Source organism: Erythrobacter sp. HL-111, assembly GCF_900105095.1.
In the GTDB taxonomy this organism is placed as follows: Bacteria; Pseudomonadota; Alphaproteobacteria; order Sphingomonadales; family Sphingomonadaceae; genus Erythrobacter.
Window position 1 is genome coordinate 2,416,624 of record NZ_LT629743.1, and the last position, 22,840, is coordinate 2,439,463.

Sequence of the window (22,840 nt, forward strand, 5' to 3'; positions counted from 1 at the left end):
GCCTTCACGTGGATCAAGGTCAACGGCGCAATCGCGCGGCGCGCGGCCCGCCCTCGCGGTTGCGCTGGAGGCGGGATCGGCTAAATGCTCCGCCATGGACAAGCTGATCATTCGCGGGGGCCACCGCCTGTCGGGCACGATCCCGATTTCCGGGGCCAAGAACGCCGCGCTCACCCTCATTCCCTGCGCCCTGCTGACCGACGAGCCGCTGACCCTGCGCAACCTTCCCAGGCTTGCCGACATCGACGGGTTCCAGCACCTGATGACCCAGTTCGGCGCCTCGGTGGAGATCCACGGCAAGCGGCCGGAGGATTTCGGCCGGGTCGTGACGTTCGAAGCCTCGCGCCTCACCAGCACGGTCGCGCCCTATGACCTCGTGCGCAAGATGCGCGCCTCGATCCTGGTGCTCGGCCCCCTGCTCGCACGAGCCGGGGAGGCGACGGTGTCGCTGCCGGGCGGCTGCGCGATCGGCAACCGGCCGATCGACCTCCATCTCAAGGCGCTGGAGGCGTTCGGCGCGCAGATCGAGCTTGCCCAGGGCTACGTGAAGGCGTTCCAGCCCGACGGCGGCATGAAGGGCGGCGATTTCGACTTCCCGGTGGTGTCGGTCGGAGCGACGGAGAACGCGCTGATGGCCGCGGTGCTGGCCGAAGGAACCTGCCGCCTGTTCAATGCCGCGCGCGAGCCCGAGATCATCGACCTGTGCAACCTCCTCGCCGCGATGGGCGCCGAGATCGAGGGCGTGGGGACATCGGACCTCGTGATCCACCCGGCCAAGCGGCTGCACGGGGCGACCTACCGGGTGATGCCCGACCGGATCGAGGCGGGCTCCTATGCCTGCGCCGCGGCGATCACCGGCGGGTCGGTCCGGCTCGAAGGGGCGAGGGCCGACGACATGCACGCGACCATCCATGCGCTGAGGAACATCGGCGTCCACGTGACCGAGGACGCGCGCGGGATCGCGATCGAAACCAATGGCGCGCTGAAGCCGGTCAACCTCACCACCGCGCCCTATCCCGGGCTCGCCACCGACATGCAGGCGCAGCTGATGGCGCTGCTGTGCCGGGCCGAGGGGACCAGCGTGCTCAAGGAGACGATCTTCGAGAACCGCTTCATGCACGTGCCCGAACTCGGCCGCATGGGGGCGGATGTCGCGACCGAGGGGCGCACCGCGATCGTCAAGGGCGTCGCACGGCTGACCGGGGCGGAGGTCATGGCGACCGACCTCAGGGCCTCGATGAGCCTCGTCATCGCCGGCCTCGCCGCGGAAGGGGAGACGCAGGTGCGGCGCATCTATCACCTCGACCGCGGCTACGAACGGCTCGAGGAAAAGCTCCGGCTGGCGGGTGCGGATATCGAGCGGGTCGACGACTAGGCGGGAACGAACGACCGGGCTGGCGCGCTGATCCAGAAAGACAGGGAACGCACCAGGAGGACTTACCATGCTCGTCAGGCTCGCCGCTCTCGCCGGTCTCGGATATGCCGGATACACGCTCTTCGCGAAGGACCGCGCGAAGAGGCACCGCGCCGCCTATGCCGAGGGCGAACCCGACGGCCCGTTCCGCAATGCCGGGGCCGACGCGACACGGTCGAAGGCCGCCATGTCGAAGCAGGACGAGGCGCTCGACGAAACCTACCCGGCGAGCGACGCGACCGCGAAATACTAGTCCGGTCGGCTGACCAGCCACACCCGGATCGCGCTGGCAAGGCCGGGCGGGGTGGCGGCACGGATGCGTTCGGCGTCGATCCGGGCGACGAGCGTGCTGATCGCGAGCCCCTCCGCCTCGGCCGCCGCGCGGAGCATGTCCCAGAACACGGGTTCGAGGCTGATCGAGGTCTTGTGCCCGTGGATCGCGATCGAGCGCTTGACCGGCGGATGATAGGGAATCGGGCTCACCGCCGGGTTGATAGAGTTCATCCGGGGTCGATCAAGCCGGAGCGTGCAAGCCCAAGCGTGCGGCCCGGGAAACGCGCGGGGGGCGATCCTCCGCCGATTTCGCTTTCCCAAGGCGCGGCGAGCGCCTTTTCGGACCCCCTTTCCAACACCGCGGGCCGGGACCGCGGGCCTCAGGCGGCGCGGATCGTCCGGTCGCTCTCGCCCGGCGCGGCGAAGGGTTGCAGCGCCAGCGCCAGCGCGGCGAGGTCGGGCATGGCCATGGGCTCGACGAAGCGCAGGCCAACGGACGCCTCCTCGGCCCAGCGCACTTCGGCAAGCCGCGGCTCTCCCCCGGCAATGGCGAGGCTGACGAGGCGGCCCGCATCGAACCGCGCGCAGGACCGCTGCGCCCCCTCGATCTCGATGCGCGCGCCTTCGGCGGAAAGATCGGCCAGCCGCGCCGAAACCATCACCCGCCCGTCGACGACGCGCGCCCCGGCGTCGATCGAAAGGCGCAGCGGGCGGTGGCCGAATTCGGCATCCCCGGCGATGAAGTCCTCCTCCGCCACCGGCACGGCGAAACGGTAGCCCGCGCGGCCCGCACCGCTCCACACGCGTTCGATCGGGAAGGTGTGGCCATTCGACAATTGCAGGATCACGCGCTCGGCGGGGGGCACTTCGTGCCAGAAGGCGAGCTCCGCGCCGGTCAGCGACACGTCGCGCAGGATGCAGGGATATTCGCCGGTCTCGCAGACGAGCTTGGCGATCCTGAGCACGAGCCGGCCGCGCGGTGCGGCGCGGCGGTCCCCGCGGGCTTCCTGGCTCCGGTTCACTTTCATCGCGCGCGCTGCCCCCTTGGCTGCCTGCCTGCCTTGCTGCGACGAAAGGTAAGCGCGCGTAGTTAACGAATCGCGAAGAAGGCCCGGCGAAACGGGCTTATCCGTGCCTTCCCCCGGTTAACGCGGCTTCCGCCTCGATCTCATCGATCTCGACCGGCATTTCGGGCGCACGGCGTTCGCGCACGCCGGGCAGGGTGCGGGCGACCGGCACAGCGGCGGCGGCCGTCAATACATGTGCTGGCCGCCATTGATGCTCATGGTCGACCCGGTGACGAAACCCGCCTCCTCGCTGACGAGGAAGCTCACCCCGCGCGCGATCTCGCTCGCCTGGCCGAGCCGTCCGACCGGGATCCTGGCGACGATCTTTTCCAGCACCGCGTCGGGCACGGCGGCGACCATGTCGGTGTCGATATAGCCCGGCGCGATCGCGTTGCAGGTGACGCCGGACTTCGCGCCTTCCTGCGCCAGCGCCTTGGTGAAGCCGTGGATGCCCGATTTGGCGGCGGCGTAGTTGACCTGGCCGTATTGCCCGGCCTGCCCGTTGATCGAACCGATGTTGACGATCCGGCCCCAGCCGCGGGTCCGCATCCCGGGAAAGCAGGCCTTGGCCATGTTGAAGCACCCGCCGAGGTTGATCCGCATCACCTCGTTCCAGTCGTCGAAGCTCATCTTGTGGAGCGTCGCGTCGCGGGTGATCCCGGCATTGTTGACGACGATGTCGATCGGCCCGACCTCGCTTTCGACCCTGGCGCAGCCTTCGAGTGTCGCCTCGTGGTCGCCCACGTCCCACTTGTAGCAGTGGACGCCGAGCGTTTCCTCGCAATGGCGCGCGGCCTCGTCGTTGCCGGCGTAATTGGCGACGACGGTGAGCCCGTCCTGTTTCAGCTGTTCGCAGATCGCGCGGCCGATCCCGCGCGTCCCCCCGGTCACGATCGCGACTCGGCTCATCGGCATTCCCCTTCCTCTCGTCCTGCTCCCGCGGGGGAACCTAGCGCGCGGCGGGCGGGGCGCAAAGAAAAACCCCGCCGGGGCGGGGTCTTGCGGGGTCGGGGAAGGGGCGGCGGGTCAGAACTTGATCTGCGTGCCGACATAGACCGCCTGGCTGTCCTTGACCGCATTGGTCAGCGGATCGAGCCGTTCGCGCTCCTGCGAGTAGCGCACGCCCGCCGTCACGTCGAGATTGGGCGACAGGCTGAAACTGCCGCCGACACCGACCGTCTGGGCCGATATCGAATCGAGCGTGTTGGGCGAGCGCCCGGCGATCGCCTCCGGCTCGAGCTCGATCCGGGGCTGGAGGCGCGAGGGTTTTTCCTTGCGCCGGGCGGGTTCGAATTCCGACAGGTCGGGCACCGTCATGTTCCGCACCGACGAAGGCAGTTCGACCGCGCGCGCGAAGCGCTGGTACCCGCGCGCGGTGCCGAGATTGAACCTGGTCTGGGTCAGCGCGGCGAGGCCGGGGCCGGTCCCGGGCGCCTGCTTGATCCCTTCGCGCACCGAGATCGCGCGGGCTTTCGTGTCGTCGTCGATCCGCACCGCGACGGTGACGGTGCGCGCGCGTTCGGCCGATGGCGAAGCGGCGGGGGTGAAGCGGATGCCGCTCGCCGCCGCCCTTTCCGCGACGCGCGCGGCAAGCTGCGGATCGACCGAGGCGGGGGTGAAGAGATCGAAGCCGGCCGGCACGACCGGCGATCCGTCCGAACCCGAGGTGACGAGCGCGAGGCCAGCGCTGGGCAGGGCGACTGCGAGTGCGCCGAGCAGGGCGAGCATCGGCAGGCGGGGCTGCACCGCGCCCTCCCGCTTCGTCGCTGTCCTGTTCGCCACGCCCTTCATTTCGGTTCCCTGTTGCCCGGCGGTGTTACGCCATCACGGCGTTTCCGGCGAGTCCCCTACACCTTACGGATGAACGCTGCCTTAGCAGTCGCCCATGTTATGACCCCGGGGAAATAGGCCCGTCCCCCGCCCCGGCGCAATGCCTCGCACGGCTGCGGCCGCGCTTCGGGCGCGACCTGTTGCTCCGGTCACACAGGCGGGCGGGCCGGGCGGGGCGGCGGTTCAGGCGGGCGAAAGGCCCCGGCGGCGATCGGGCCGGGAAAAGCGCAGCGCTTGCCGCGCGGCCCGCGAAAGGTATAGACGGGCCCGACCCAGACGGACTTGAACAAGGTAAAGCCAGTGACCCGCGCCAGACTCGCCCATTCCATCCCCGTGCGCCTCGTCGCGGCCTGCGCCGCGCTCGGCCTGCTCGCGGCCTGCGGCGGCCGGGAACGCCCGACCAGCGAACTGCAGGCGGCCGAGATCAACGCGATCGGGGTCAACGCCTATCTCTGGCGCGCCACGCTCGACACGGTAAGCTTCGCTCCGCTGGCGAGCGCGGACAGCGCGGGCGGCGTGGTGGTGACCGACTGGTACGCCAACCCGGGCAACCCGGACGAGCGGGTCAAGCTGACGGTCACCATCCTCGACCAGCAGCTGCGCGCCGACGCGCTGCGCGTTTCGGCAAGCCGCCAGGTGCGCGAGGCCGGGACCTGGGTCGATGCGCCGGTGCAGGCGGCGACGGTGCAGAAGCTCGAGGACATCATCCTCACCAAGGCGCGCGACCTGAGGCGCAAGGCCGTCGCCGGCTGATCGGGCGGGAGCCCCGGCGCGGCGCTTCCAGCGGCGCTTCCATTTGCCGCCGAAATCCATAAAGGCACGGCCCATGAGCGACGACACGAAGGACACGGGGCGGTTCGATCCCGCGAGCGCGGACCTGCGCTGGCAGAAGGCGTGGGAGGAAGCGGGCACCTTCACCGCGGATTCCGCCAGTCCCAGGCCCAAGAGCTACATCCTCGAGATGTTCCCCTATCCCTCCGGGCGCATCCACATGGGCCATGTCCGCAACTACACGATGGGCGACGTGCTCGCGCGCTATCGCCGGATGCGGGGGGACGAGGTGCTGCACCCGATGGGCTGGGACGCCTTCGGGATGCCGGCGGAAAACGCGGCGATGGAAAAGAAGGTCCATCCCGGCGAATGGACCCGGGCGAACATCGCGCAGATGAAGGCGCAGCTGAAGCGGATCGGCTTCGCCCTCGACTGGAGCCGCGAGATCGCCACCTGCGAGCCGGAATATTACGGCCACGAACAGGCGCTGTTCCTCGACCTTTACGAGGCGGGGCTGGTCTATCGCCGGGAATCGACCGTCAACTGGGACCCGGTCGACATGACCGTGCTCGCCAACGAACAGGTGATCGACGGCAAGGGCTGGCGTTCGGGGGCGGAGGTCGAGAAGCGCAAGCTCGATCAGTGGTTCCTGAAGATCACCGACTTTGCCGAGGATCTCCTTGTCGGGCTGGGCGCGCTCGGGGACTGGCCGGACAAGGTCAAGCTGATGCAGGAGAACTGGATCGGCAAGTCGCAGGGGCTGGAGTTTTCGTTCGACCTGTCGGACGGCGCGAAACTGCCGGTCTACACCACGCGGCCCGACACGATCTTCGGCGCGAGCTTCGTCGCGGTCGCGGCGGACCACCCGGTCGCGCAGGGCCTGGCCGAGGATTCCGAAGTCGCCGGCTTCATCGCCGAATGCAAGCGCGGGGCGACCACCGCGGCCGCGCTGGAGACGGCGGAGAAGCTGGGCTATCGCACCGACATCACCGCGCGGCATCCCTTCACCGGCGAGCCGCTGCCGCTGTTCATCGCGAACTTCGTCCTGATGGATTACGGCACCGGCGCGGTCATGGGCGTGCCCGGCCACGATCAGCGCGATTTCGAATTCGCGACGAAATACGACCTGCCGATCGCCCGCGTCGTCGCCTCCGATCCATCGAAGGCCGGCGAACCGTTCGAGGGCGAGGCGGAAAGCGGCGACGGGGTGATCGTCAATTCCGGCTTTCTCGACGGGCTGAGCGTCGAGGAAGCCAAGGCCGAGGTCATCGCCCGCGCCGAAAAGGGCGGCTGGGGCAAGGGCACGACCGTCTGGCGCCTGCGCGACTGGGGCGTTTCGCGCCAGCGTTACTGGGGCACGCCGATCCCCTTCGTGCATTGCCCGGAAGACAACGGCGGCTGCGGCATCGTGCCCGTTCCCAGGGACCAGCTGCCGGTGAAGCTGCCCGAGGACGTCGATTTCGAAACCCCCGGCAACCCGCTCGAACGGCATCCGACGTGGAAGCACGTCGATTGCCCGAAATGCGGCAGGCCCGCCCGGCGCGAGACCGACACGCTCGACACCTTCGTCGATTCCTCGTGGTATTTCCTGCGCTTCGCCTCGCAGCCCGCCGACCGGCCCTTCGACCCCCAAGAAGTCGCCAGGTGGATGCCGGTGCAGCACTATATCGGCGGCATCGAGCACGCGATTTTGCACCTGCTCTACGCCCGGTTCTGGACCCGCGCGCTCGAACGCATCGGCAGGCTGTCGGTCAAGGAGCCCTTCGCCGCGCTGTTCACGCAAGGGATGGTGACGCACGAGACCTATGGCCGGCGAACGGATTACACTCGGAAGTCGGCCGAAAAAGGCATCGACGTCGAGGTAAGCGAATGGAATTGGTTCTCGCCCGACGAGATTGAACGCACCTCGGAAGGCGCTTCTCTCAAGGCTGACGGACAGCCAGTCGAGATTGGCCGCGTCGTCAAGATGTCGAAGTCGAAGAAGAACGTCGTCGATCCCGACCGCATCATCGAACGATACGGCGCCGACGCGGTGCGCTGGTTCATGCTGTCCGATTCCCCGCCCGAGCGCGACCTGCCGTGGTCGGATGCGGGGATCGAGGGTTGCTCGCGCTTCGTCCAGCGGCTCTGGCGGCTGTTCTCGGCCTACGATCCGGCGGCCACTGGCGAGGACAAGGCTCTCCTGCGCAAGACGCACCAGGCGATCGTCGCGGTGGCCGAGGACATCGAGGCGCTGTCCTTCAACAAGGCGGTCGCGCGGATCTACGAACTGACCGCTGCGACCGAGAAGGCCGCGCCCAGTGAAAGCCGCAATTTCGCGATCCGCACGATCCTCCACCTCGCCTCGCCCATGATGCCGCATCTCGCCGAAGAGGCGTGGTCGATGCTGGGGGCGGCGCTGGGCGGGGAAGGCCTGATCGCCGATGCCGCGTGGCCCGCGCACGACCCTGCCCTGCTGGTCGAGGACGAGGTCACCATCGCCGTCCAGCACAAGGGCAAGCTGCGCGACACGCTGGCCGCGCCCAAGGGCGCCTCCAGGGAGGACCTCGAAGCGCTTGCGCTCGCTTCCGAGAAGGTCCAGCGTTCGCTCGACGGAGCGGAAATTCGCAAGGTCATCGTCGTGCCCGACCGGCTGGTGAACATCGTCACCTGACAGGTATCGTCACCCTGAACCCGTTTCGGGGGCTACCGCGCGGCAAGGCAACGCGGTTCGAGGAGGCGAATGGACGCTGAAACGAGTTCGGCATGACGGAAGGAGCAATGCCGTGATGGAGAGGATCGTCGCCTGCCTCGTCCTGCCCCTGCTCGCAGCCTGCGGATTGCAGCCGATGTATGCGGGCGGGCCGGACGCGGGTGTCGCGCAGGGGCTCGCCGCGGTCGCCGTGCCTGCCATTCCGGGGCGCGGCGGGTGGCTGGTGCAGAACGCGCTCGAGGACCGGCTGGGCATCGCCGGGGACGAATCGACCCGCTACCGGCTCGACGTGCGGCTCGACGATTCGCTCGAGGCGCTGGGCGTGCTCAACGACGACACGATCAGCCGCGAACGGCGCATCCTGCGCGCGCGCTACCAGCTGGTCGACACCTCCAGCGGCGAAATCGTGCTCGATGCGACCGCGGGCTCGGATGCGGGGATCGACGTGGTCTCCTCCGAATACGCCACCATCGCGGCGGAGCAGAAGGCGCTCGAGAACCTCGCCGAGGAAGTCGCCGACCGCATGGCGACGAGCATCGCGCTGGCGCTGAGGGAACGGGCGCGCGGCGCGGCGGCCGAGTGACCGGGCGGGCGAGGGCGAGGTGAAGGCGAAACAGACCGATTTCGCCCGCGGATTGCCGCGCAGCGCCGGGCAGGCCTCGATCTTCTTCTTCTGCGGCCCGGACGAGGCGGGCGCGTGGGAGGCGGCTAACCGGGTCGTCGCCGCCCTTCCGCAGGCGGGCGAGCGGATCGAGCTGTCGGGCGCGGAAGTGAAGCAGGACCCGGCGCGACTGGGCGACGAGGCGCGCTCCGCCTCGCTGTTCGGGGGCGCGCGCCACATCATCGTGCGCGCCGTCGGCGACGAGGCGCATGACGCGCTTGCCGCGCTGGTCGAGACGGGCGAGGCGGGAGCGGGCGAAGCGGCCCCGGTGATCGTCGTCGCCACCAGCGCCACCGACAAGTCGCGCACCGCGAAACTGCTCGAAAAGCGCGCCGATGCGCTGGTCGCGATGTTCTATCCGCCCGACCTCGCGACCGTCGCCGCCGCGGTCCGGGCGATGGCCGATGCGGCGGGCCTGCGCCTCGGCGGCGACCTTGCCGAACGGATCGCGCGGGCCTCCGGGCTCGATCTCAGGCTCGCCCGGTCGGAGGTCGACAAGCTCGCGCTTTACGTCGGGGCCGATCCGCAGGCGCCCCGCCCCGCGAGCCCCGAGGACCACGCCGCGATCGGCGCCGCCACCGAAGAGGACGGCTTCCAGCCGCTCGTCAACGCGGTGCTCGGCGGGCAAGTCGCCGCGCTTCCGGGGGAACTGCGGCGAATGCGCGAGCACGGGCTCAATCCGGTCGGCCTCGTCCTCGCGCTCGAACGGCGGGCGGCGCTGCTCGCGCGGATCCTCGCCCAGCTCGGCCCGCGCGGGGCGATCGACCGGCTCGATTACGGGGCCAGGATGCGGCTCGGCATCTACCAGAAGGAGCAGGGCGAGATCGCGCACCAATACGCGCGCTGGACCCGGCCCGAACGCCCCGGCTCCGCGACGCGCAAGCTCGACCGGCTGGTGCCGCGGCTGGTCGCGCTTCACCGGGCGCTCGTCACCAACAGCCAGTCGGCCGAGCTCCTGCTGGCGCACGACCTGACCCAGATCGCCCGTTTCGCCGCCCGGCGGTAAGAAAACGGGACACCCACCATTTTGCCAGCACAGACCAGTATAGAAATGCCTTGCGCGGGCCGGGTTCAGTTTTATTAATTAACCCGTCAGGGGTCGCACGCTCGGGGGGCTGCGATAAGCGCAATGAACGAGTTTCCCGGCGGTTTGATGGGCGCGGTCGATCCCGATCGCGACAATCGGAAGGTGGCGCCGTCGCTCGAACGCCGGCGATTGCAGGCCTACGCGGTGCTGCTCCTGCTCGATGCGCTGCTGGTGCAGGCCGGCTTCTCGCTCAGCGGGCGGATCTACGAAGGCAACTGGTGGGAACGGCGCACCATGCTCGCGGCGCAGACCATGATTCCGCTCTTCTTCACGATCGCGCTCTACAACGGGACCTATGGCGTGCGCTCGCTGACCGACTCGTACCATGGCGCGCGCAAGTCGCTGACCGCGCTCGCCGTGTCGGCGGCCCTGCTCAATTTCGTGGCCTTCTACACCAAGTCGAACGCGGAATTCTCGCGCGTTTCGGTGACGCTCGGCATGATCCTGACGGGGCTCGCGATGCTCGGCCTGCGGTGGCTCGTCCCGCTCGCGGTCCGGCGGTTCTGGCGCGGGCAGGTCCGCAACGAACTGGTGATCGAGGACGGCGGGCCGGGCTTCGCGCTGGGCGGGGCGACCTCGATCTCGGCGGCGACATACGACCTCGACCCCGCGAGCCAGGATCCCCACATGCGCGACCGGCTGGGAAAGCTGCTCCGCAACCGCGACAAGGTGGTGGTCAGCTGCCCGATCGAATCGCGCGAGGCGTGGGCGGTGCTGCTCAAGTCGGCCGGCGTGTTCGGCGAGATCGTGAGCGAGCCGGTGCACCGGATCGGCGCGATCGGGGTGCACCGCTACGAGGAACAGGGCCGCACCGCGCTGGTCGTGTCGCACGGGCCGCTCAGCCTGCGTTCGCGCCTGCTCAAGCGCGCCTTCGACACGTGCTTCGCGCTCGTCTCGCTGGTCGCGCTCGCGCCGCTGTTCGTGGTGGTCGCGGTGCTGATCAAGGTGGAGGACCGCGGGCCGGTCTTCTTCGTCCAGCGCCGGATGGGCCGCGGCAACCGCTTCTTCGAGATGTACAAGTTCCGTTCGATGCGCGAGGGAAGGCTCGATTCGAACGGCGATCGTTCGACCGCGCGCGACGATGACAGGATCACCCGGATCGGCGCCTTCATCCGCCGCACCAGCATCGACGAACTGCCGCAGCTCATCAACGTGCTCAAGGGCGAGATGTCGATCGTCGGCCCGCGCCCGCACGCGCTCGGGAGCAAGGCGAACAACAAGCTGTTCTGGGACATCGACGCCAATTACTGGCAGCGCCACTGCCTGAAGCCGGGCCTGACCGGGCTCGCGCAGGTGCGCGGCTATCGCGGCGCGACAGAACGGGAAAAGGACCTGACCGACCGGCTGCAGGCCGATCTCGAATACATCACCGGCTGGTCGCTCCAGCGCGACATCGGGATCCTGCTGAAGACCGTCTTCGTCCTGCGCCACGCCAACGCCTATTGATAGGCGGAGCGCGGGGGTCGGTCGGTCCGCGGTCAGTCCTCCTGCGGGACCTGGAAACGGCCCGAGACGCGGCCGCCGGGCGAACCGCCCGGCACGCCGCCCGAGGCGCGCCCGTCGACGCTCGACAGCCCGCTCCTCAGGTCGATCACGAGCCGCCCGCCGTTGAGCGTGTCGGTCCCGCGCCTGAGGCTGACGTCGCCCGCCAGGGTAATGACCCGGCGGTTGAAATCGTAGATCGCGGTGTTCCCGCTCGCGCGTTCGTTGCCGCGGGTAACGACCACGCCGCCGGTCGCGGTGATCCGGTCGATCCGGAGCTCCCCGCTGTCGTCGTAGCTGACGATGGTGCGCGCCGCGCGCATCGTGAGGCCGGCCTGGTCGATCTCCACCCCGCCCGCCAGCACCACCCGGTTGGCGCGGTCCTGCAGTTCGATGCGGTCGGCGGCGTAGTTGACGGGGGCGCGCGAATCGTGGCTCGCGATCGACTGGGCGTGGGTGGCGATCCCGCCCATCAGCGCCACGGTGCCGAGAAAGCCCGCCGCGCCCCAGGCGATGGCGGTGCGCGTCAGTGCGGTCGGCTTGCGGGTCATTGCGGCATCCTCAGCTCGCCGGGAATCATGGTCAGGCGCGCATCGCCTTCGAGCGCGACGGTGCGCGCGGCGAGATCGGCGCGGATCGCGCGGGCGGAGAAAGTCCCCGCCGGGACCGCCCCTTCGACCCCGTCGTCGCCGGTCATAATCCGCTCCCTGATATTCACCGAAACCCCGCGCGCGGTCATCGAATAGCTGTCTGCCGCGGTCAGCCTGACGGCGCCGGTGACGTCGACGACGTCCTCGTCGATGTCGTAGATGCCGCCCTCCGCGGCGAGCCGCGCGGGGCCTTCGGGCAGGAGGATCTGCGCGACGAGGTCCTGCATCCGCACCAGCCCCTCCACGCTCGAGCGCTGCACCGCCTCGCCCGCCATCAGCGAGAAGGGCCGGCCCCGGTCGTCGCGCCCGCGATACATCGCGTTGTCGACCGAAAGCCGCTCGTCGATCATCGCCACCCGGTTGCGGTCGAGCAGGAAGCTGACCTCGCCCCGGGGCGACAGCGGCGTGATGACCATCAGCCCGGCGACGATCCCGACCCCGATGGGCAGCGCGCGGGCGAGAAAGCCGACCAGCCGGTCGTGCGATCCGCCGGGCGCGGCGAAACGCTGCCGCCGGGAACGCAGCGCCCGGGCCTCGTCGGTTTCGATGCGGTTCTTCGTCGCCATGGGGTTCGCCGCCGGCCGTTCAGGAATGGCTGAAGATGTCGTGCTCGGCCCAGCCGGCGATGTCGAGCAGGGCGCGGGTGGGGAGGAAATCGAAACAGGCCTGCGCGATGTCCATCCGCCCTTCGCGCGCCAGCCTCACGGTCAGCTCGTCGCGCAGCCGGTGGAGGTAGCGCACGTCGGAAGCGGCGTATTCGCGCTGCGCCTCGGACAGGTCCGGCCCGCCCCAGTCCGAACTCTGCTGCTGCTTGGAAATGCTTTCGCCGAGCAGTTCGTCGATCAGGTTCTTGAGCCCGTGGCGGTCGGTGTAGGTCCGCACCAGCTTGCTCGCGATCTTGGTGCAGAACACCGGTGCCGCCATCACGCCGAGGTAGTGGTGGAGCGCGGCGAGGTCGAAGCGGGCGTAGTGGAACAGCTTCACCCGCGCCGGGTCCGCCAGCAGGGCCTTGAGATTGGGCGCGGCATAGGCGCTGCCGGGGGCGAAGCGCACGAGGTGTTCCTCGCCCCCGCCGTCCGAGATCTGCACCAGGCACAACCGGTCGCGGTGGGTGACGAGGCCCATCGTCTCGGTATCGACGGCGAGCGCGCCCGTGCCTTCGAGGACGCCGACAGGCAGGTCTTCTTCGTGGAAATGGACGGTCATGGGCATCCGCCCTACGCCGATTGGGGATAGAGGGGAAGGGCCGAGTGGCGCGGTGCGGGCCGCTCGCGATAGACCGGAAAGCGCGAGACCTCTCGCCCGAACGAGGATGAACCGAAGTGCCCGATCCCGTCCCCGAAAGCTGGCGCCCGGCGCTGGACCCGGTGCTGGCAAGCCCCGAGGCGCGGCGGCTCGGCGGCTGGCTCACGGCGCAGGAGGCGGCGGGCAAGGTCGTCTATCCGCCGCGCGGCCTGCGGCTCGCGGCGCTCGCCATGACGCCGCTGGAGAAGGTGCGCGTGGTGATCCTCGGGCAGGATCCCTATCACGGCGAGGGGCAGGCCCATGGCCTCGCCTTCTCCGTGCGTCATGGCGTCAGGCCGCCGCCCTCGCTCGTCAACATCTTCAAGGAGCTGGAAAGCGACCTTGGCCTGCCGCGTCCGGATGGCGGCGATCTCACGCGCTGGGCCGAACAGGGCGTGTTGCTGCTCAACAACACGCTGACCGTGGAGGCGGGCAAGGCGGGCAGCCATGCCGGGCGGGGCTGGGACGCCGTGACCGATGCCTGCGTCGCGGCGGTGGCGGCAAGCGGGCAGGCGACCGTGTTCATATTGTGGGGCAGCCATGCGAGGAAGAAGGCGGGCCGCGTGCCCGGCCTCGGCAAGGCGCCGCACCACCTCGTCCTCGCCTCGCCCCATCCAAGCCCGCTGTCGGCCCACGCCGGCTTCTTCGGCTCGCGCCCGTTCAGCCAGGCCAACGCCTTTCTCGAGGCGCACGGGCGCGGCAGCATCGACTGGGCGCTTTGAGCGGCGGCAAGGCCGAGCTAGACAGGCGCAGGAGGAGAAGAGCGCCCATGACCGAGGAAACCGTGCTGATCGAGGTCGAAGGCGGCATCGCGACGGTGACGCTGAACCGCCCGCACGCGATGAACGCCCTCAACCGCGCGCTGCGGCGGCGGCTCCACGCGGTGATGATCGAGGTGGACGCGCGCGAGGACGTGCGCGCCGTGATCCTGACCGGCGCGGGCGAGCGGGCCTTCACCGCCGGGCTCGATCTGAAGGAGCTGGGCAGCGAGGAAGGCGCGCTCGGCAGCGCCAACGCGGTCGACCCCGCCGACAACCCGGTGCGCGCGATCGAACTCTGTTCCAAGCCCGTGATCGGCGCGATCAACGGCGTGGCGATCACCGGCGGGTTCGAAGTCGCGCTCGCCTGCGACGTGCTGGTGGCGAGCACCGCGGCCCGCTTTGCCGACACCCATGCGCGGGTCGGGATCGTGCCGGGCTGGGGCCTGTCGCAGAAGCTTTCGCGCATGATCGGCATCGGCCGGGCCAAGGAGCTCGCCTTCACCGGCAATTTCCTCGACGCCGCGCGTGCGCTCGAATGGGGGCTCGTCAACCACGTCGTCGAACCTTGTGCGCTGATCCCGCTCGCGCGCAGGCTGGCGGGGGACATGGCGCAGGTCGATCCCGCCTTCCTGGCGCAGTACAAAAGGCTGATCGACGACGGCTACGCCAGGAGCTTCGGCGAGGGGATGGCGATCGAGGCGGAGCGATCGAGCGCGGCGAATGGCGGCGTATCCCCGGAAGAGATCGAGGCGCGCCGCGCGGCGGTGCAGGCGCGCGGTCGGCAGCAGGCCTGACGCGAGGGCGCGTGCAAGATTCTTGCCGCCGCGGGTGCGAAGGATTCACCCGTTGATTCAAAAGATTCAATCACCAAATTTTTCTTCACAGTTTCATTTTGCCCCTTGCGCGATCCGCGACTCAAGCTTGCTCCGCGCGTCGCATGGCCTCTTGCCCGCCGGCACCGGCCCGGATCGCGGGACTGAGGGTTAATCCCCCGTTGACGGGGAACGCGGTGCGATTCATCATCTAGTGGTCAAGCTCGCAAGGGACCCCCAAGCCATGGTGAATCCCCCCGCCGGCCCTTCGGGGCGGGTGCGGGACCGGATTCCCCGGCGAGGCGATCTCGGCGTCGGGCGAAGCGGGGCGCAGCGGGGACAATCCTGTCCCCTTTCCGGGGGCAAGCTGTTGGTGGCCTGTCGATGGGCCGGTATAGAACAGAATTGGAACAAGCCCCCTTGCGGGCCTGGGTCGATTCGCGGGACAAGTGGGTGAGACGATGGATTTCAAGACGAGCGACAACGTGACCGGCGACAACGTGACCGGCGACACCCAGGGCGGGGCGCATGACCTCGACAATGGCGGGGCGATGGACGAACAGGAAAAGGCCGTGACCATGACCAAGGACGACCCCGGCAGCGCCGAACTGATCGCGCAAAAGGCGGGCGAGGCGATGGCGAAAGCCGGCACCGCCGCGATCGAGGAGGCCGCAAAGGCCGCGCGGCCCGACAGCAAGACCGTCAACCCGCGCCGCTTCGCGATCCGCACCGACCCGCTGCGCGATGCGAACCTCACCGCCTTCGGCAAGGAGACGCTGACCGACCGCTACCTCCTGCCCGGCGAGAGCTACCAGGACCTCTTCGCCCGCGTCGCCGATGCCTATGCCGACGACGAGGAGCACGCCCAGCGGCTCTACGACTACATCTCGAACCTGTGGTTCATGCCCGCGACCCCGGTGCTGTCGAACGGCGGCACGGCGCGCGGCCTGCCGATCTCGTGCTACCTCAACTCGGTCGAGGACAGCCTCGACGGGATCGTCGGCACCTGGAACGAAAACGTCTGGCTCGCTTCCAAGGGCGGCGGGATCGGCACCTACTGGGGCAATGTCCGCGGCATCGGCGAGCCGGTGGGCCTCAACGGCAAGACCAGCGGGATCATTCCCTTCGTGCGGGTGATGGACAGCCTCACGCTCGCGATCTCGCAAGGCTCGCTGCGGCGCGGTTCGGCCGCGTGCTATCTCGACATCAGCCACCCGGAAATCGAGGAGTTCCTCGAGATCCGCAAGCCCAGCGGGGATTTCAACCGCAAGGCGCTCAATCTCCACCACGGCGTGCTCGTCACCGATGAATTCATGGAAGCCGTGCGCGCGGGCGAGAAATTCGACCTGAAGTCGCCCAAGGACGGCAGCGTGCGCGGCACGGTCGATGCGCGTTCGCTGTTCCAGAAGCTGGTCGAAACCCGGCTGGCGACGGGCGAGCCCTACATCGTCTTTTCCGACACGGTGAACCGCATGATGCCCAAGCATCACCGCGATCTCGGGCTCAAGGTCTCGACCTCGAACCTGTGCAGCGAAATCACCCTGCCGACCGGCATCGACCATCTCGGCAATGATCGCACCGCGGTTTGCTGCCTGTCCTCGCTCAACCTCGAAAAATGGGACGAATGGCAGGGCGACAGGCGTTTCATCGAGGACGTGATGCGCTTCCTCGACAACGTGCTGCAGGATTACATCGACCGCGCCCCCGAAGAGATGGCCCGCGCCAAGTATTCCGCGATGCGCGAACGCAGCGTCGGGCTCGGCGTGATGGGCTTCCACTCCTTCCTCCAGGCGAAGGGGCTGGGATTCGAAAGCGCCATGGCCAAGGCGCACAACCTCAAGATGTTCCAGCACATCCAGGCCAAGGCGTCCGAGGCCTCGATGCTGCTCGCGCAGGAGCGCGGCCCCTGTCCCGACGCCGCCGAAATGGGCGCGATGGAGCGGTTTTCCTGCAAGATGGCGATCGCGCCGACCGCTTCGATCTCGATCATCTGCGGCGGGACCTCCGCCTGCATCGAACCGATCCCGGCGAACATCTACACCCACAAGACTTTGTCGGGCAGCTTCGTGGTGAAGAACCCCTATCTCGAAAAACTGCTCGACCGGAAGAGCAAGAATTCGACCAATGTGTGGAACTCGATCCTGGAAAAGGGCGGCAGCGTCCAGCACCTCGATTTCCTCACGCCCGAGGAAAAGGCGGTGTTCAAGACCAGCTTCGAGATCGATCAGCGCTGGCTGCTTGAATTCGCGGCCGACCGCGCGCCCTATATCGACCAGGCGCAGTCGCTGAACCTGTTCATCCCGGCCGACGTGGACAAGTGGGACCTGATGATGCTGCATTTCCAGGCGTGGGAGAAGGGCATCAAGTCGCTCTATTACCTGCGTTCCAAGAGCGTGCAGCGCGCGGGCTTCGCCGGCGGGGTCGAGGCGGACAACACGCCCGAACCGTCCAAATTCGAACTCGACGCGGCAGGCGGGCCGGAGCAGACCGATTACGAGGAATGCCTGAGCTGCCAGTGAGGCGATATACGTGGGACGTCATGACGAGGACTACAGCGAGCCGATCAATCCGTGGCTCGCAATGGTCCTCGTCGCCTGTTTCTCGCCTGGTTTCCGGGTCGCTTCGCGGGCGGCTGCGCGCAACGCCTTCGCCGATCCCCGCAATCGGTCACGCGCTGCGCTCCTGCGCCGGGCGCGGGGGCGAAAACCGCGCAATTCCCGATGCACCCGGCGCACTCGCCAAGCCCGGCGGCGTGTGACATATTCGCGTGCGCCGCACCGACTTGGCGGCGGAATACAAAGGGGTAGGATGTCATGGGTCTGCCGTTCTGGGCGGGTGTATTCGGGGCTGTCGTCTCTGCAATTTTCCTCCTGCGGGCGTGGCTCGAACTGCGCAGGAACCGTGAGGGCCACTTGAGGAACGCGGCGATGATCCATGTCGGCATGGCCGGCCTGTTCCTGCCCGCCTGCCTTTTCATCATGTTCGCCGCCGCGCAGTGACCGCCGCGCCCGGGCGCAGGGGCTGACCCCGTGCGACGCCGCCGCCACCGGGATGCACCCGGAGGCGGCGGGTCGTGTTCAGGAGCGGGGCCGCCGGAAGCGGGGCCGTCAGGGCCGACCGCTCACTTCTCGTCGATCGGGCGCATGGCGTCGGTCCGCACGCGGGTCGCGGGATCGTCCCCGCAGTCGCCCAGGGCGACCGGGTCGATCGCCCCGCCGACCGAGCCGAAGCCCATTTCCGTGGCGGGCAGGTCGCCCTCGCCCGGGGCACGGCGGGGCCGCGCTTCCGGCTTGTATTCGCTGTGGACGAGATCGCCCATCACGCTTTCGGGCGCACCCTCGCTGCGATAGCCGGGTTCGGCCGGGCCGGAGCGTTCGGGTTCCATCGGGTGGGTCGATTTCGTCAGCGTCACGTTGCGCGCGTCGCCATCGGGGAAGGGGCCGGTGATCGGTTCGTTCTTCGCCATGAGTGTCTCTCCTGCTCGTTGCGGGCGTACCGATTCAACCCGGCCGGGCAGGGCCGCGTTCCGAGAAACCCGCTTGCGATGAAGGACACCGGGCGTGAACCATGCGCAAGGGCGGGTGCGGGGCCGCCGTGTCGCGCGCTCCTGCGGGCCGCGCACCGCGCGACGACACGTGCGGTGCATCGGGCGGGTCGCGCCCCTTTCCCCGGACTCGATTGGACTCGCAAAATGCACGGCTTATCCCCGCCGAATCATCGCTGCTTGCCTTCGATTCCGTAGTTTGATTCCCTATATGAGTCAGGCACACGAACCGAAGGAAACACAAGATGTCGTTGCTCGAAGCCCGCAAGACCTACAAGCCGTTCGAATACCCCTGGGCTTACGACTTCTGGAAACGCCAGCAGCAGATCCACTGGATGCCCGAGGAAGTGCCGCTCGGCGAGGATTGCCGCGACTGGGCGCAGAAGATCACCGAGCACGAACGCAACCTGCTCACCCAGATCTTCCGTTTCTTCACCCAGGCCGATGTCGAGGTGCAGGACTGCTACCACGACAATTACGGCCGCGTGTTCAAGCCGACCGAGGTCAAGATGATGCTCACCGCCTTCTCCAACATGGAGACGGTGCACATCGCCGCCTATTCGCACCTGCTCGACACGATCGGGATGCCCGAAAGCGAATACGCCGCCTTCCTCGATTACGAGGAGATGAAGGACAAGCACGATTACCTGCACCAGTTCGGCGTCGACACGGACGAGGACATCGCCCGCACGCTCGCCATGTTCGGCGGCTTCACCGAGGGGCTGCAGCTCTTCGCCAGCTTCGCCATGCTGATGAACTTCCCGCGCCACAACAAGATGAAGGGCATGGGCCAGATCGTGTCGTGGTCGGTGCGCGACGAATCGCTCCACTGCGAAGGCATCATCAAGCTGTTCCACGCCTTCTGCGAGGAGCGCGGCTGCCTGACCAAGGCGGTGAAGGAGGACATCATCGACATCTGCCAGAAGACCGTGCGGCTGGAGGATGCCTTCATCGACCTCGCCTTCGAGATGGGGCCGGTCGACGGGATGAGCCCGAAGGAGATCAAGAAGTATATCCGCTACATCGCGGACTGGCGTCTGAACCAGCTCGGCCTGCCGCCGATCTACATGGTCGAGGACCACCCCCTGCCGTGGCTCGCGCCGCTGCTGAACGGGGTCGAGCACGCCAACTTCTTCGAAACCCGCGCGACCGAATATTCCAAGGGCGCAACGCGCGGCAACTGGAACGACGTGTGGTCGAGCTTCGACAAGCGCCAGAAGGCGAAGGCGGTCAACGAGGACGGCGCCGGCGAGGAAGAGGCCGGGCTGTTCGGGGTTGAGGCTGCGGAGTAGGAAAGCGCCGATATCGAGTCATGCACTCTTGACCCGGCAATCGCTTTGATTCAGATCTTGTTTTGTTCCAAAGCGGAGGTGCCGAAATGCTTGATCCTTTAGGAAGCCAAGAACCGGCTGCGAGTTTGCTTCGCACGGCGAATGGCGAGCAGTTCGGCACAATTCTCGCCGATCCGCCGTGGCAGTTTCAGAATCGGACAGGAAAGGTCGCCCCGGAGCATAAGCGGCTCAACCGATACGGTACCATGACGCTCGATGAAATCTGTGAGCTTCCAATCCAGGAGATCGCTGCCGATCCCTCTCATCTCTATCTCTGGGTGCCTAATGCTCTTCTGCCGGAGGGCATGCGGGTAATGGAGGCTTGGGGCTTCCGCTATGTGTCGAATATCGTTTGGGAGAAGGTGCGCAAGGATGGCGGCCCGGACGGCCGGGGAGTCGGCTTCTATTTCCGGAACGTCACTGAAATCCTCTTGTTCGGTGTACGCGGGAAGAACGCGCGCACGCTCGCACCGGGCCGGAGACAAGTGAACATCATCCGAAGCCGGAAGCGTGAGCACAGTCGCAAACCTGACGAGCAATATCCAATCATCGAAGGTTGCAGTTGGGGGCCTCGGATCGAGCTTTTCAGTCGTGGCGTTCGCAACGGTTGGACAGTTTGGGGCAATCAGGCTGAAGAAAGCTATAAGCCCAATTGGGCTACCTACGTAAACCACAGCGGAAATAGCGGCAAATAAATTACTTCTTCACTCTTGCACATCACCCTCATCAATCAAAGAATCCGCCGTTATTGATCCATCAATTATTCTATTATTTTTTCTCCAATCCTCAAGCTCAACGAAGGCAGCGTCTTGAAATCCTAGTGCTAAAATTGGACATCCTCCGGCACGGCCAGCATTTATCCGATAATCGAGCTTGCCCATCCAAGTGGTACTAGCGCCATACTTGTCTTTGAAAGACTTAGATTGGTCCACGCGGCTTGCAATGTCTGCGAACATTGACGCAAGATTCGTCGAGCGCGTTAGAATTATCCCGACGTCTATGATTCCACACTCATAGAAAGCTCGCATCGCATACAGGTCGCGATCAAATGTCTGGTCCTTGCTATTCCACTCAAGATCGAAGGCTACTCGGCCTTTGACAAAGTCGATTTGGTGTCCATCGAGAAAATTTCGGATGATCGAACTTTCGTCGACATTCAAAAACTTCGGACTCTTTTTCGCCCTATTTAAAGCCTTTCCTCGTTTGCGCACGAGGAGATCTCCCGATATTCTGGTTTCGATCCAATCGAGAGGATGCAATTGCGCTTCGAGCTTTTTTGCGATTTGACTCTTGTTGCCCCCAGGCTTCAAGATATCTTCCATCAATATCTCAAACCCATTTAGAAGATCGAATAGCTGCTTCGCCTCGGCCTGATGCGCCGACCACAAGAGGTTGGCTGCATTCCGATAGCTTTTTGTTTCATATTTCTTTATGAAGCCCGCCGGAAGTAAGCCGGAGGGGATATCATCCTCGGTGGTGATGTGTTTCAGCTTATCAAGCTCTGCGGACAATGAATCGTCGGTCATTGTTTGCTATCAACATTAAATCTTCCGGATTTCAAGCTTTTGGCGAGAACAATGACGTGAGCCGCCAGACCTACCCCATCAACACCACTCCCGCCGCGCGCCGCCGTATCGCTCGGCCAGTCCCTCGCGCAGCAGCACCTCGCCGAGATTCGCGCCGCCGCGCGTGACCATCATCAGGCTCCGCCCGTAGCGGTCGCGCGCGCGGCCTTCGGGGTTCGGCTCGAGGCTGAACGGTCCCGCGTTGAGCAATTCCTGCAGCCGCCGCGTCGCGCGCTCGCCCAGCGCGGCCTCGCGCGGGCAGGCGGGGCTGAACACTTCGGGCGTGTCGAAGCCGACCAGCCGGATCTTCTCGCCCCGGTACCAGATCGTGTCCCCGTCGACGATGCAGGTGACGCGCCGGCCTCGCTCCGGGCACAGCGGGAAACGCGCCGTCTCGCGGTCGCTCGTCCGGGCGTGCGGGGCGAAGGCTTCGGCGGGGTTGCGCTCACCCAGCCCCGGCGCAAGCAGCACCGCGGTGAACGCCGCCGCCGGAACCGCGACCAGCAGCACCGGGAACAGCCGCGCCTTGCGCTTCTCCGGCACGCGAGAGGTGCGGGCTTTCGCCCGGGTCGACGCGCGGCTGCGGCGCCTGGCGGATTGAAAGCGGAAGACCTTTCCCATGCGGGCAAGCCTGCTGCGCCAGGTCTCAAGATCGCGCTAACACCGTCCCGAAACCCGGTTTTCCTACACCGGCGCGCGGCGCTAGTGTCCGGGCCGGCTCCTTCCGATCGTCGTCCCCCTGCGCCCGCGCCGCATCGCCGGGCCTCGCGCTTCCCGCCGCGCGCCCCGTGTCCGTCCGCTTCGCGCGGACGCAGCCAAAGCATTGATCCGAAACGCGAAATCGGCGGGAGGAAAAGTTTACAGGGTGTAAACTTTGTCACCTTTTCGCGGCCCTCCCGCGCCACGCCGAAAGACTCGACTGCGCCGCCGCGCCCGCTTCGCGCAGCGCATCCGCGCGGCGGGCGAACCCCTTTGATGCACGTCAAAGACGGCTTGCAGGCCCCGGCATAGCGTCCCCGTCACCACCAGAAGGGGAACAGGCCATGTCCGCTCACACGCCGCACGAACTTGCCGAATTCTTCGGTCGTCCGACCGAATCGCTGCTCGAGGACAGCTTCCCGCACGATGCCGACGTGCTCCACCGGCTGAAGATGGGCGACGCGCATTTCAACAACCTCGCCTCGCGCTATCACGCGGTGAACCGGGCGATCCACCGGATCGAAAGCGAGATCGAACCGGCCAGCGATGCCTATGCCGAGCAGTTGAAGCGCCAGCGCCTCGCCCTGCTCGACGAGATCGCGCTGATGGTGGAGCGCGCGGAAGGAAATCTGGCCCATGCGTGACCTGCTGCCCCGCCCGCGCGGACCGATCGGCCGGTTGCGCCGCCGCATCCGCCGCCATCGCCGCCGCACCGCGACGCTCGCCATGGTCGCCACCGCGCTCGCCCTGCGGCGGGCGGCGAAGGCCCGGCGCGGCTGAGCGCGGCGAAACCCGCCTTCCTCTCCCCGTCGCCTCGAACAGCGGGGGGTGTCCGCTTCCGTCAGATCCCACGGCAGCGGAAAACCGGCGAGCGGCGCATGAGGCGATGCGCCGCTCGCTCTGCCCGGAACCCGCGT

Annotated in this window: 25 protein-coding genes; 15 read left to right on the forward strand and 10 right to left on the reverse strand. The window is 67.3% G+C overall.

Annotated features, from left to right (window positions below; all coding sequences use genetic code 11):
* Positions 1-94 precede the first annotated feature (94 nt).
* Positions 95-1,375 carry a UDP-N-acetylglucosamine 1-carboxyvinyltransferase gene (gene murA / locus BLU08_RS11430; protein ID WP_090199575.1) on the forward strand — a complete coding sequence of 427 codons (1,281 nt, stop codon included), beginning with the start codon at positions 95-97 and terminating at the stop codon, positions 1,373-1,375.
* Positions 1,376-1,442: 67 nt separating this feature from the next.
* The gene (locus BLU08_RS11435) at positions 1,443-1,667 is read left to right on the forward strand and encodes a hypothetical protein (RefSeq protein ID WP_090199577.1); all 225 of its coding nucleotides are present in this window, start codon (positions 1,443-1,445) and stop codon (positions 1,665-1,667) included.
* Here the strand turns inward: BLU08_RS11435 and BLU08_RS11440 are convergent.
* The 4 genes from BLU08_RS11440 to BLU08_RS11455 all read right to left on the reverse strand — a co-directional run bounded on the left by BLU08_RS11440 (position 1,664) and on the right by BLU08_RS11455 (position 4,536).
* On the reverse strand, positions 1,664-1,918 hold the full coding sequence (locus BLU08_RS11440; RefSeq protein ID WP_090199579.1) for a ribbon-helix-helix domain-containing protein: 255 nt from the start codon (positions 1,916-1,918) through the stop codon (positions 1,664-1,666). The two genes, BLU08_RS11435 and BLU08_RS11440, sit on opposite strands and share 4 nt — an antisense overlap.
* 149 nt (positions 1,919-2,067) lie before the next feature.
* Positions 2,068-2,709, reverse strand: a complete 642-nt coding sequence (locus BLU08_RS11445; RefSeq protein ID WP_090199581.1) for a PilZ domain-containing protein — start codon at positions 2,707-2,709, stop codon at positions 2,068-2,070.
* Positions 2,710-2,940: 231 nt separating this feature from the next.
* A complete protein-coding gene (gene phbB / locus BLU08_RS11450; protein WP_090201327.1) occupies positions 2,941-3,663 on the reverse strand; it encodes an acetoacetyl-CoA reductase in 723 nt (240 codons plus the stop codon).
* Between the two features lie 117 nt (positions 3,664-3,780).
* Complete coding sequence (locus tag BLU08_RS11455; protein WP_233995953.1) at positions 3,781-4,536, reverse strand: hypothetical protein; 756 nt, start codon at positions 4,534-4,536, stop codon at positions 3,781-3,783.
* A gap of 348 nt (positions 4,537-4,884) precedes the next feature.
* Here BLU08_RS11455 and BLU08_RS11460 point away from each other — a divergent pair, with 348 nt between their 5' ends.
* The 5 genes from BLU08_RS11460 to BLU08_RS11480 all read left to right on the forward strand — a co-directional run bounded on the left by BLU08_RS11460 (position 4,885) and on the right by BLU08_RS11480 (position 11,241).
* Positions 4,885-5,337: a DUF3576 domain-containing protein gene (locus BLU08_RS11460; RefSeq protein WP_233995954.1), complete on the forward strand. Its 453-nt coding sequence runs from the start codon at positions 4,885-4,887 to the stop codon at positions 5,335-5,337.
* 73 nt (positions 5,338-5,410) lie between these two features.
* Positions 5,411-8,008 (forward strand): leucine--tRNA ligase, encoded by a 2,598-nt coding sequence (gene leuS, locus BLU08_RS11465; RefSeq protein ID WP_090199585.1) that lies wholly within the window; start codon positions 5,411-5,413, stop codon positions 8,006-8,008.
* A 115-nt stretch (positions 8,009-8,123) separates the two neighbouring features.
* On the forward strand, positions 8,124-8,630 hold the full coding sequence (gene lptE / locus BLU08_RS11470) for an LPS assembly lipoprotein LptE (RefSeq protein ID WP_090199587.1): 507 nt from the start codon (positions 8,124-8,126) through the stop codon (positions 8,628-8,630).
* A gap of 19 nt (positions 8,631-8,649) precedes the next feature.
* A complete protein-coding gene (gene holA, locus BLU08_RS11475) occupies positions 8,650-9,714 on the forward strand; it encodes a DNA polymerase III subunit delta (RefSeq protein ID WP_090199589.1) in 1,065 nt (354 codons plus the stop codon).
* A gap of 123 nt (positions 9,715-9,837) precedes the next feature.
* Positions 9,838-11,241: an exopolysaccharide biosynthesis polyprenyl glycosylphosphotransferase gene (locus BLU08_RS11480; RefSeq protein WP_090199591.1), complete on the forward strand. Its 1,404-nt coding sequence runs from the start codon at positions 9,838-9,840 to the stop codon at positions 11,239-11,241.
* Positions 11,242-11,273: 32 nt separating this feature from the next.
* Here the strand turns inward: BLU08_RS11480 and BLU08_RS11485 are convergent, their stop codons facing one another.
* From BLU08_RS11485 to BLU08_RS11495, 3 genes are read right to left on the reverse strand one after another with little or no spacing between them, the layout of a single operon-like run.
* Complete coding sequence (locus BLU08_RS11485; protein WP_090199592.1) at positions 11,274-11,828, reverse strand: LptA/OstA family protein; 555 nt, start codon at positions 11,826-11,828, stop codon at positions 11,274-11,276.
* Positions 11,825-12,493: an LPS export ABC transporter periplasmic protein LptC gene (gene lptC, locus BLU08_RS11490; protein ID WP_090199594.1), complete on the reverse strand. Its 669-nt coding sequence runs from the start codon at positions 12,491-12,493 to the stop codon at positions 11,825-11,827. The genes BLU08_RS11485 and lptC overlap by 4 nt, the downstream gene beginning before the upstream one ends.
* Positions 12,494-12,512: 19 nt before the next feature.
* On the reverse strand, positions 12,513-13,133 hold the full coding sequence (locus BLU08_RS11495) for a ribonuclease D (RefSeq protein WP_090199596.1): 621 nt from the start codon (positions 13,131-13,133) through the stop codon (positions 12,513-12,515).
* A gap of 116 nt (positions 13,134-13,249) precedes the next feature.
* Here BLU08_RS11495 and ung point away from each other — a divergent pair, with 116 nt between their 5' ends.
* From ung to BLU08_RS11515, 4 genes are all read left to right on the forward strand, one after another.
* Complete coding sequence (gene ung, locus BLU08_RS11500; RefSeq protein ID WP_090199598.1) at positions 13,250-13,933, forward strand: uracil-DNA glycosylase; 684 nt, start codon at positions 13,250-13,252, stop codon at positions 13,931-13,933.
* 47 nt (positions 13,934-13,980) lie between these two features.
* Entirely contained in the window at positions 13,981-14,766 is a 786-nt protein-coding gene (locus tag BLU08_RS11505; RefSeq protein ID WP_090199600.1) for an enoyl-CoA hydratase, read from the forward strand.
* A gap of 479 nt (positions 14,767-15,245) precedes the next feature.
* Positions 15,246-17,303, forward strand: coding sequence for a ribonucleoside-diphosphate reductase subunit alpha (locus tag BLU08_RS11510; RefSeq protein WP_090199602.1), 2,058 nt, complete (start codon positions 15,246-15,248; stop codon positions 17,301-17,303).
* A gap of 294 nt (positions 17,304-17,597) precedes the next feature.
* Positions 17,598-17,783: a hypothetical protein gene (locus BLU08_RS11515; protein ID WP_090199604.1), complete on the forward strand. Its 186-nt coding sequence runs from the start codon at positions 17,598-17,600 to the stop codon at positions 17,781-17,783.
* A 122-nt stretch (positions 17,784-17,905) separates the two neighbouring features.
* Here the strand turns inward: BLU08_RS11515 and BLU08_RS11520 are convergent, their stop codons facing one another.
* On the reverse strand, positions 17,906-18,250 hold the full coding sequence (locus tag BLU08_RS11520) for a hypothetical protein (protein ID WP_090199606.1): 345 nt from the start codon (positions 18,248-18,250) through the stop codon (positions 17,906-17,908).
* A gap of 323 nt (positions 18,251-18,573) precedes the next feature.
* Here BLU08_RS11520 and BLU08_RS11525 point away from each other — a divergent pair, with 323 nt between their 5' ends.
* Both BLU08_RS11525 and BLU08_RS11530 read left to right on the forward strand, forming a co-directional pair.
* Positions 18,574-19,620, forward strand: coding sequence for a ribonucleotide-diphosphate reductase subunit beta (locus BLU08_RS11525; RefSeq protein WP_090199608.1), 1,047 nt, complete (start codon positions 18,574-18,576; stop codon positions 19,618-19,620).
* An 86-nt stretch (positions 19,621-19,706) separates the two neighbouring features.
* The gene (locus BLU08_RS11530) at positions 19,707-20,354 is read left to right on the forward strand and encodes an MT-A70 family methyltransferase (RefSeq protein WP_090199610.1); all 648 of its coding nucleotides are present in this window, start codon (positions 19,707-19,709) and stop codon (positions 20,352-20,354) included.
* Positions 20,355-20,363: 9 nt separating this feature from the next.
* Here BLU08_RS11530 and BLU08_RS11535 read toward each other — a convergent pair whose 3' ends face one another.
* On the reverse strand, positions 20,364-21,185 hold the full coding sequence (locus BLU08_RS11535; RefSeq protein WP_090199611.1) for a BglII/BstYI family type II restriction endonuclease: 822 nt from the start codon (positions 21,183-21,185) through the stop codon (positions 20,364-20,366).
* Positions 21,186-21,263: 78 nt separating this feature from the next.
* Positions 21,264-21,767 (reverse strand): thermonuclease family protein, encoded by a 504-nt coding sequence (locus BLU08_RS11540; RefSeq protein WP_233995955.1) that lies wholly within the window; start codon positions 21,765-21,767, stop codon positions 21,264-21,266.
* 500 nt (positions 21,768-22,267) lie between these two features.
* Here BLU08_RS11540 and BLU08_RS11545 point away from each other — a divergent pair, with 500 nt between their 5' ends.
* The gene (locus tag BLU08_RS11545; RefSeq protein ID WP_090199615.1) at positions 22,268-22,567 is read left to right on the forward strand and encodes a YdcH family protein; all 300 of its coding nucleotides are present in this window, start codon (positions 22,268-22,270) and stop codon (positions 22,565-22,567) included.
* Positions 22,560-22,703 carry a hypothetical protein gene (locus BLU08_RS15255; protein WP_157674533.1) on the forward strand — a complete coding sequence of 48 codons (144 nt, stop codon included), beginning with the start codon at positions 22,560-22,562 and terminating at the stop codon, positions 22,701-22,703. The genes BLU08_RS11545 and BLU08_RS15255 overlap by 8 nt, the downstream gene beginning before the upstream one ends.
* The last annotated feature ends 137 nt before the right edge of the window (positions 22,704-22,840 follow it).

Bases quoted from the DNA above. Each gene is read 5' to 3' on its own strand.
- murA (WP_090199575.1), top strand. From the start codon at position 95: ATGGACAAGCTGATCATTCGCGGGGGCCACCGCCTGTCGGGCACGATC.
- BLU08_RS11435 (WP_090199577.1), top strand. From the start codon at position 1,443: ATGCTCGTCAGGCTCGCCGCTCTCGCCGGTCTCGGATATGCCGGATAC.
- BLU08_RS11440 (WP_090199579.1), bottom strand. From the start codon at position 1,918: ATGAACTCTATCAACCCGGCGGTGAGCCCGATTCCCTATCATCCGCCG.
- phbB (WP_090201327.1), bottom strand. From the start codon at position 3,663: ATGAGCCGAGTCGCGATCGTGACCGGGGGGACGCGCGGGATCGGCCGC.
- leuS (WP_090199585.1), top strand. From the start codon at position 5,411: ATGAGCGACGACACGAAGGACACGGGGCGGTTCGATCCCGCGAGCGCG.
- lptE (WP_090199587.1), top strand. From the start codon at position 8,124: ATGGAGAGGATCGTCGCCTGCCTCGTCCTGCCCCTGCTCGCAGCCTGC.
- BLU08_RS11480 (WP_090199591.1), top strand. From the start codon at position 9,838: ATGAACGAGTTTCCCGGCGGTTTGATGGGCGCGGTCGATCCCGATCGC.
- BLU08_RS11485 (WP_090199592.1), bottom strand. From the start codon at position 11,828: ATGACCCGCAAGCCGACCGCACTGACGCGCACCGCCATCGCCTGGGGC.
- lptC (WP_090199594.1), bottom strand. From the start codon at position 12,493: ATGGCGACGAAGAACCGCATCGAAACCGACGAGGCCCGGGCGCTGCGT.
- BLU08_RS11495 (WP_090199596.1), bottom strand. From the start codon at position 13,133: ATGACCGTCCATTTCCACGAAGAAGACCTGCCTGTCGGCGTCCTCGAA.
- BLU08_RS11505 (WP_090199600.1), top strand. From the start codon at position 13,981: ATGACCGAGGAAACCGTGCTGATCGAGGTCGAAGGCGGCATCGCGACG.
- BLU08_RS11510 (WP_090199602.1), top strand. From the start codon at position 15,246: ATGGATTTCAAGACGAGCGACAACGTGACCGGCGACAACGTGACCGGC.
- BLU08_RS11515 (WP_090199604.1), top strand. From the start codon at position 17,598: ATGGGTCTGCCGTTCTGGGCGGGTGTATTCGGGGCTGTCGTCTCTGCA.
- BLU08_RS11520 (WP_090199606.1), bottom strand. From the start codon at position 18,250: ATGGCGAAGAACGAACCGATCACCGGCCCCTTCCCCGATGGCGACGCG.
- BLU08_RS11525 (WP_090199608.1), top strand. From the start codon at position 18,574: ATGTCGTTGCTCGAAGCCCGCAAGACCTACAAGCCGTTCGAATACCCC.
- BLU08_RS11530 (WP_090199610.1), top strand. From the start codon at position 19,707: ATGCTTGATCCTTTAGGAAGCCAAGAACCGGCTGCGAGTTTGCTTCGC.
- BLU08_RS11535 (WP_090199611.1), bottom strand. From the start codon at position 21,185: ATGACCGACGATTCATTGTCCGCAGAGCTTGATAAGCTGAAACACATC.
- BLU08_RS11545 (WP_090199615.1), top strand. From the start codon at position 22,268: ATGTCCGCTCACACGCCGCACGAACTTGCCGAATTCTTCGGTCGTCCG.
- BLU08_RS15255 (WP_157674533.1), top strand. From the start codon at position 22,560: ATGCGTGACCTGCTGCCCCGCCCGCGCGGACCGATCGGCCGGTTGCGC.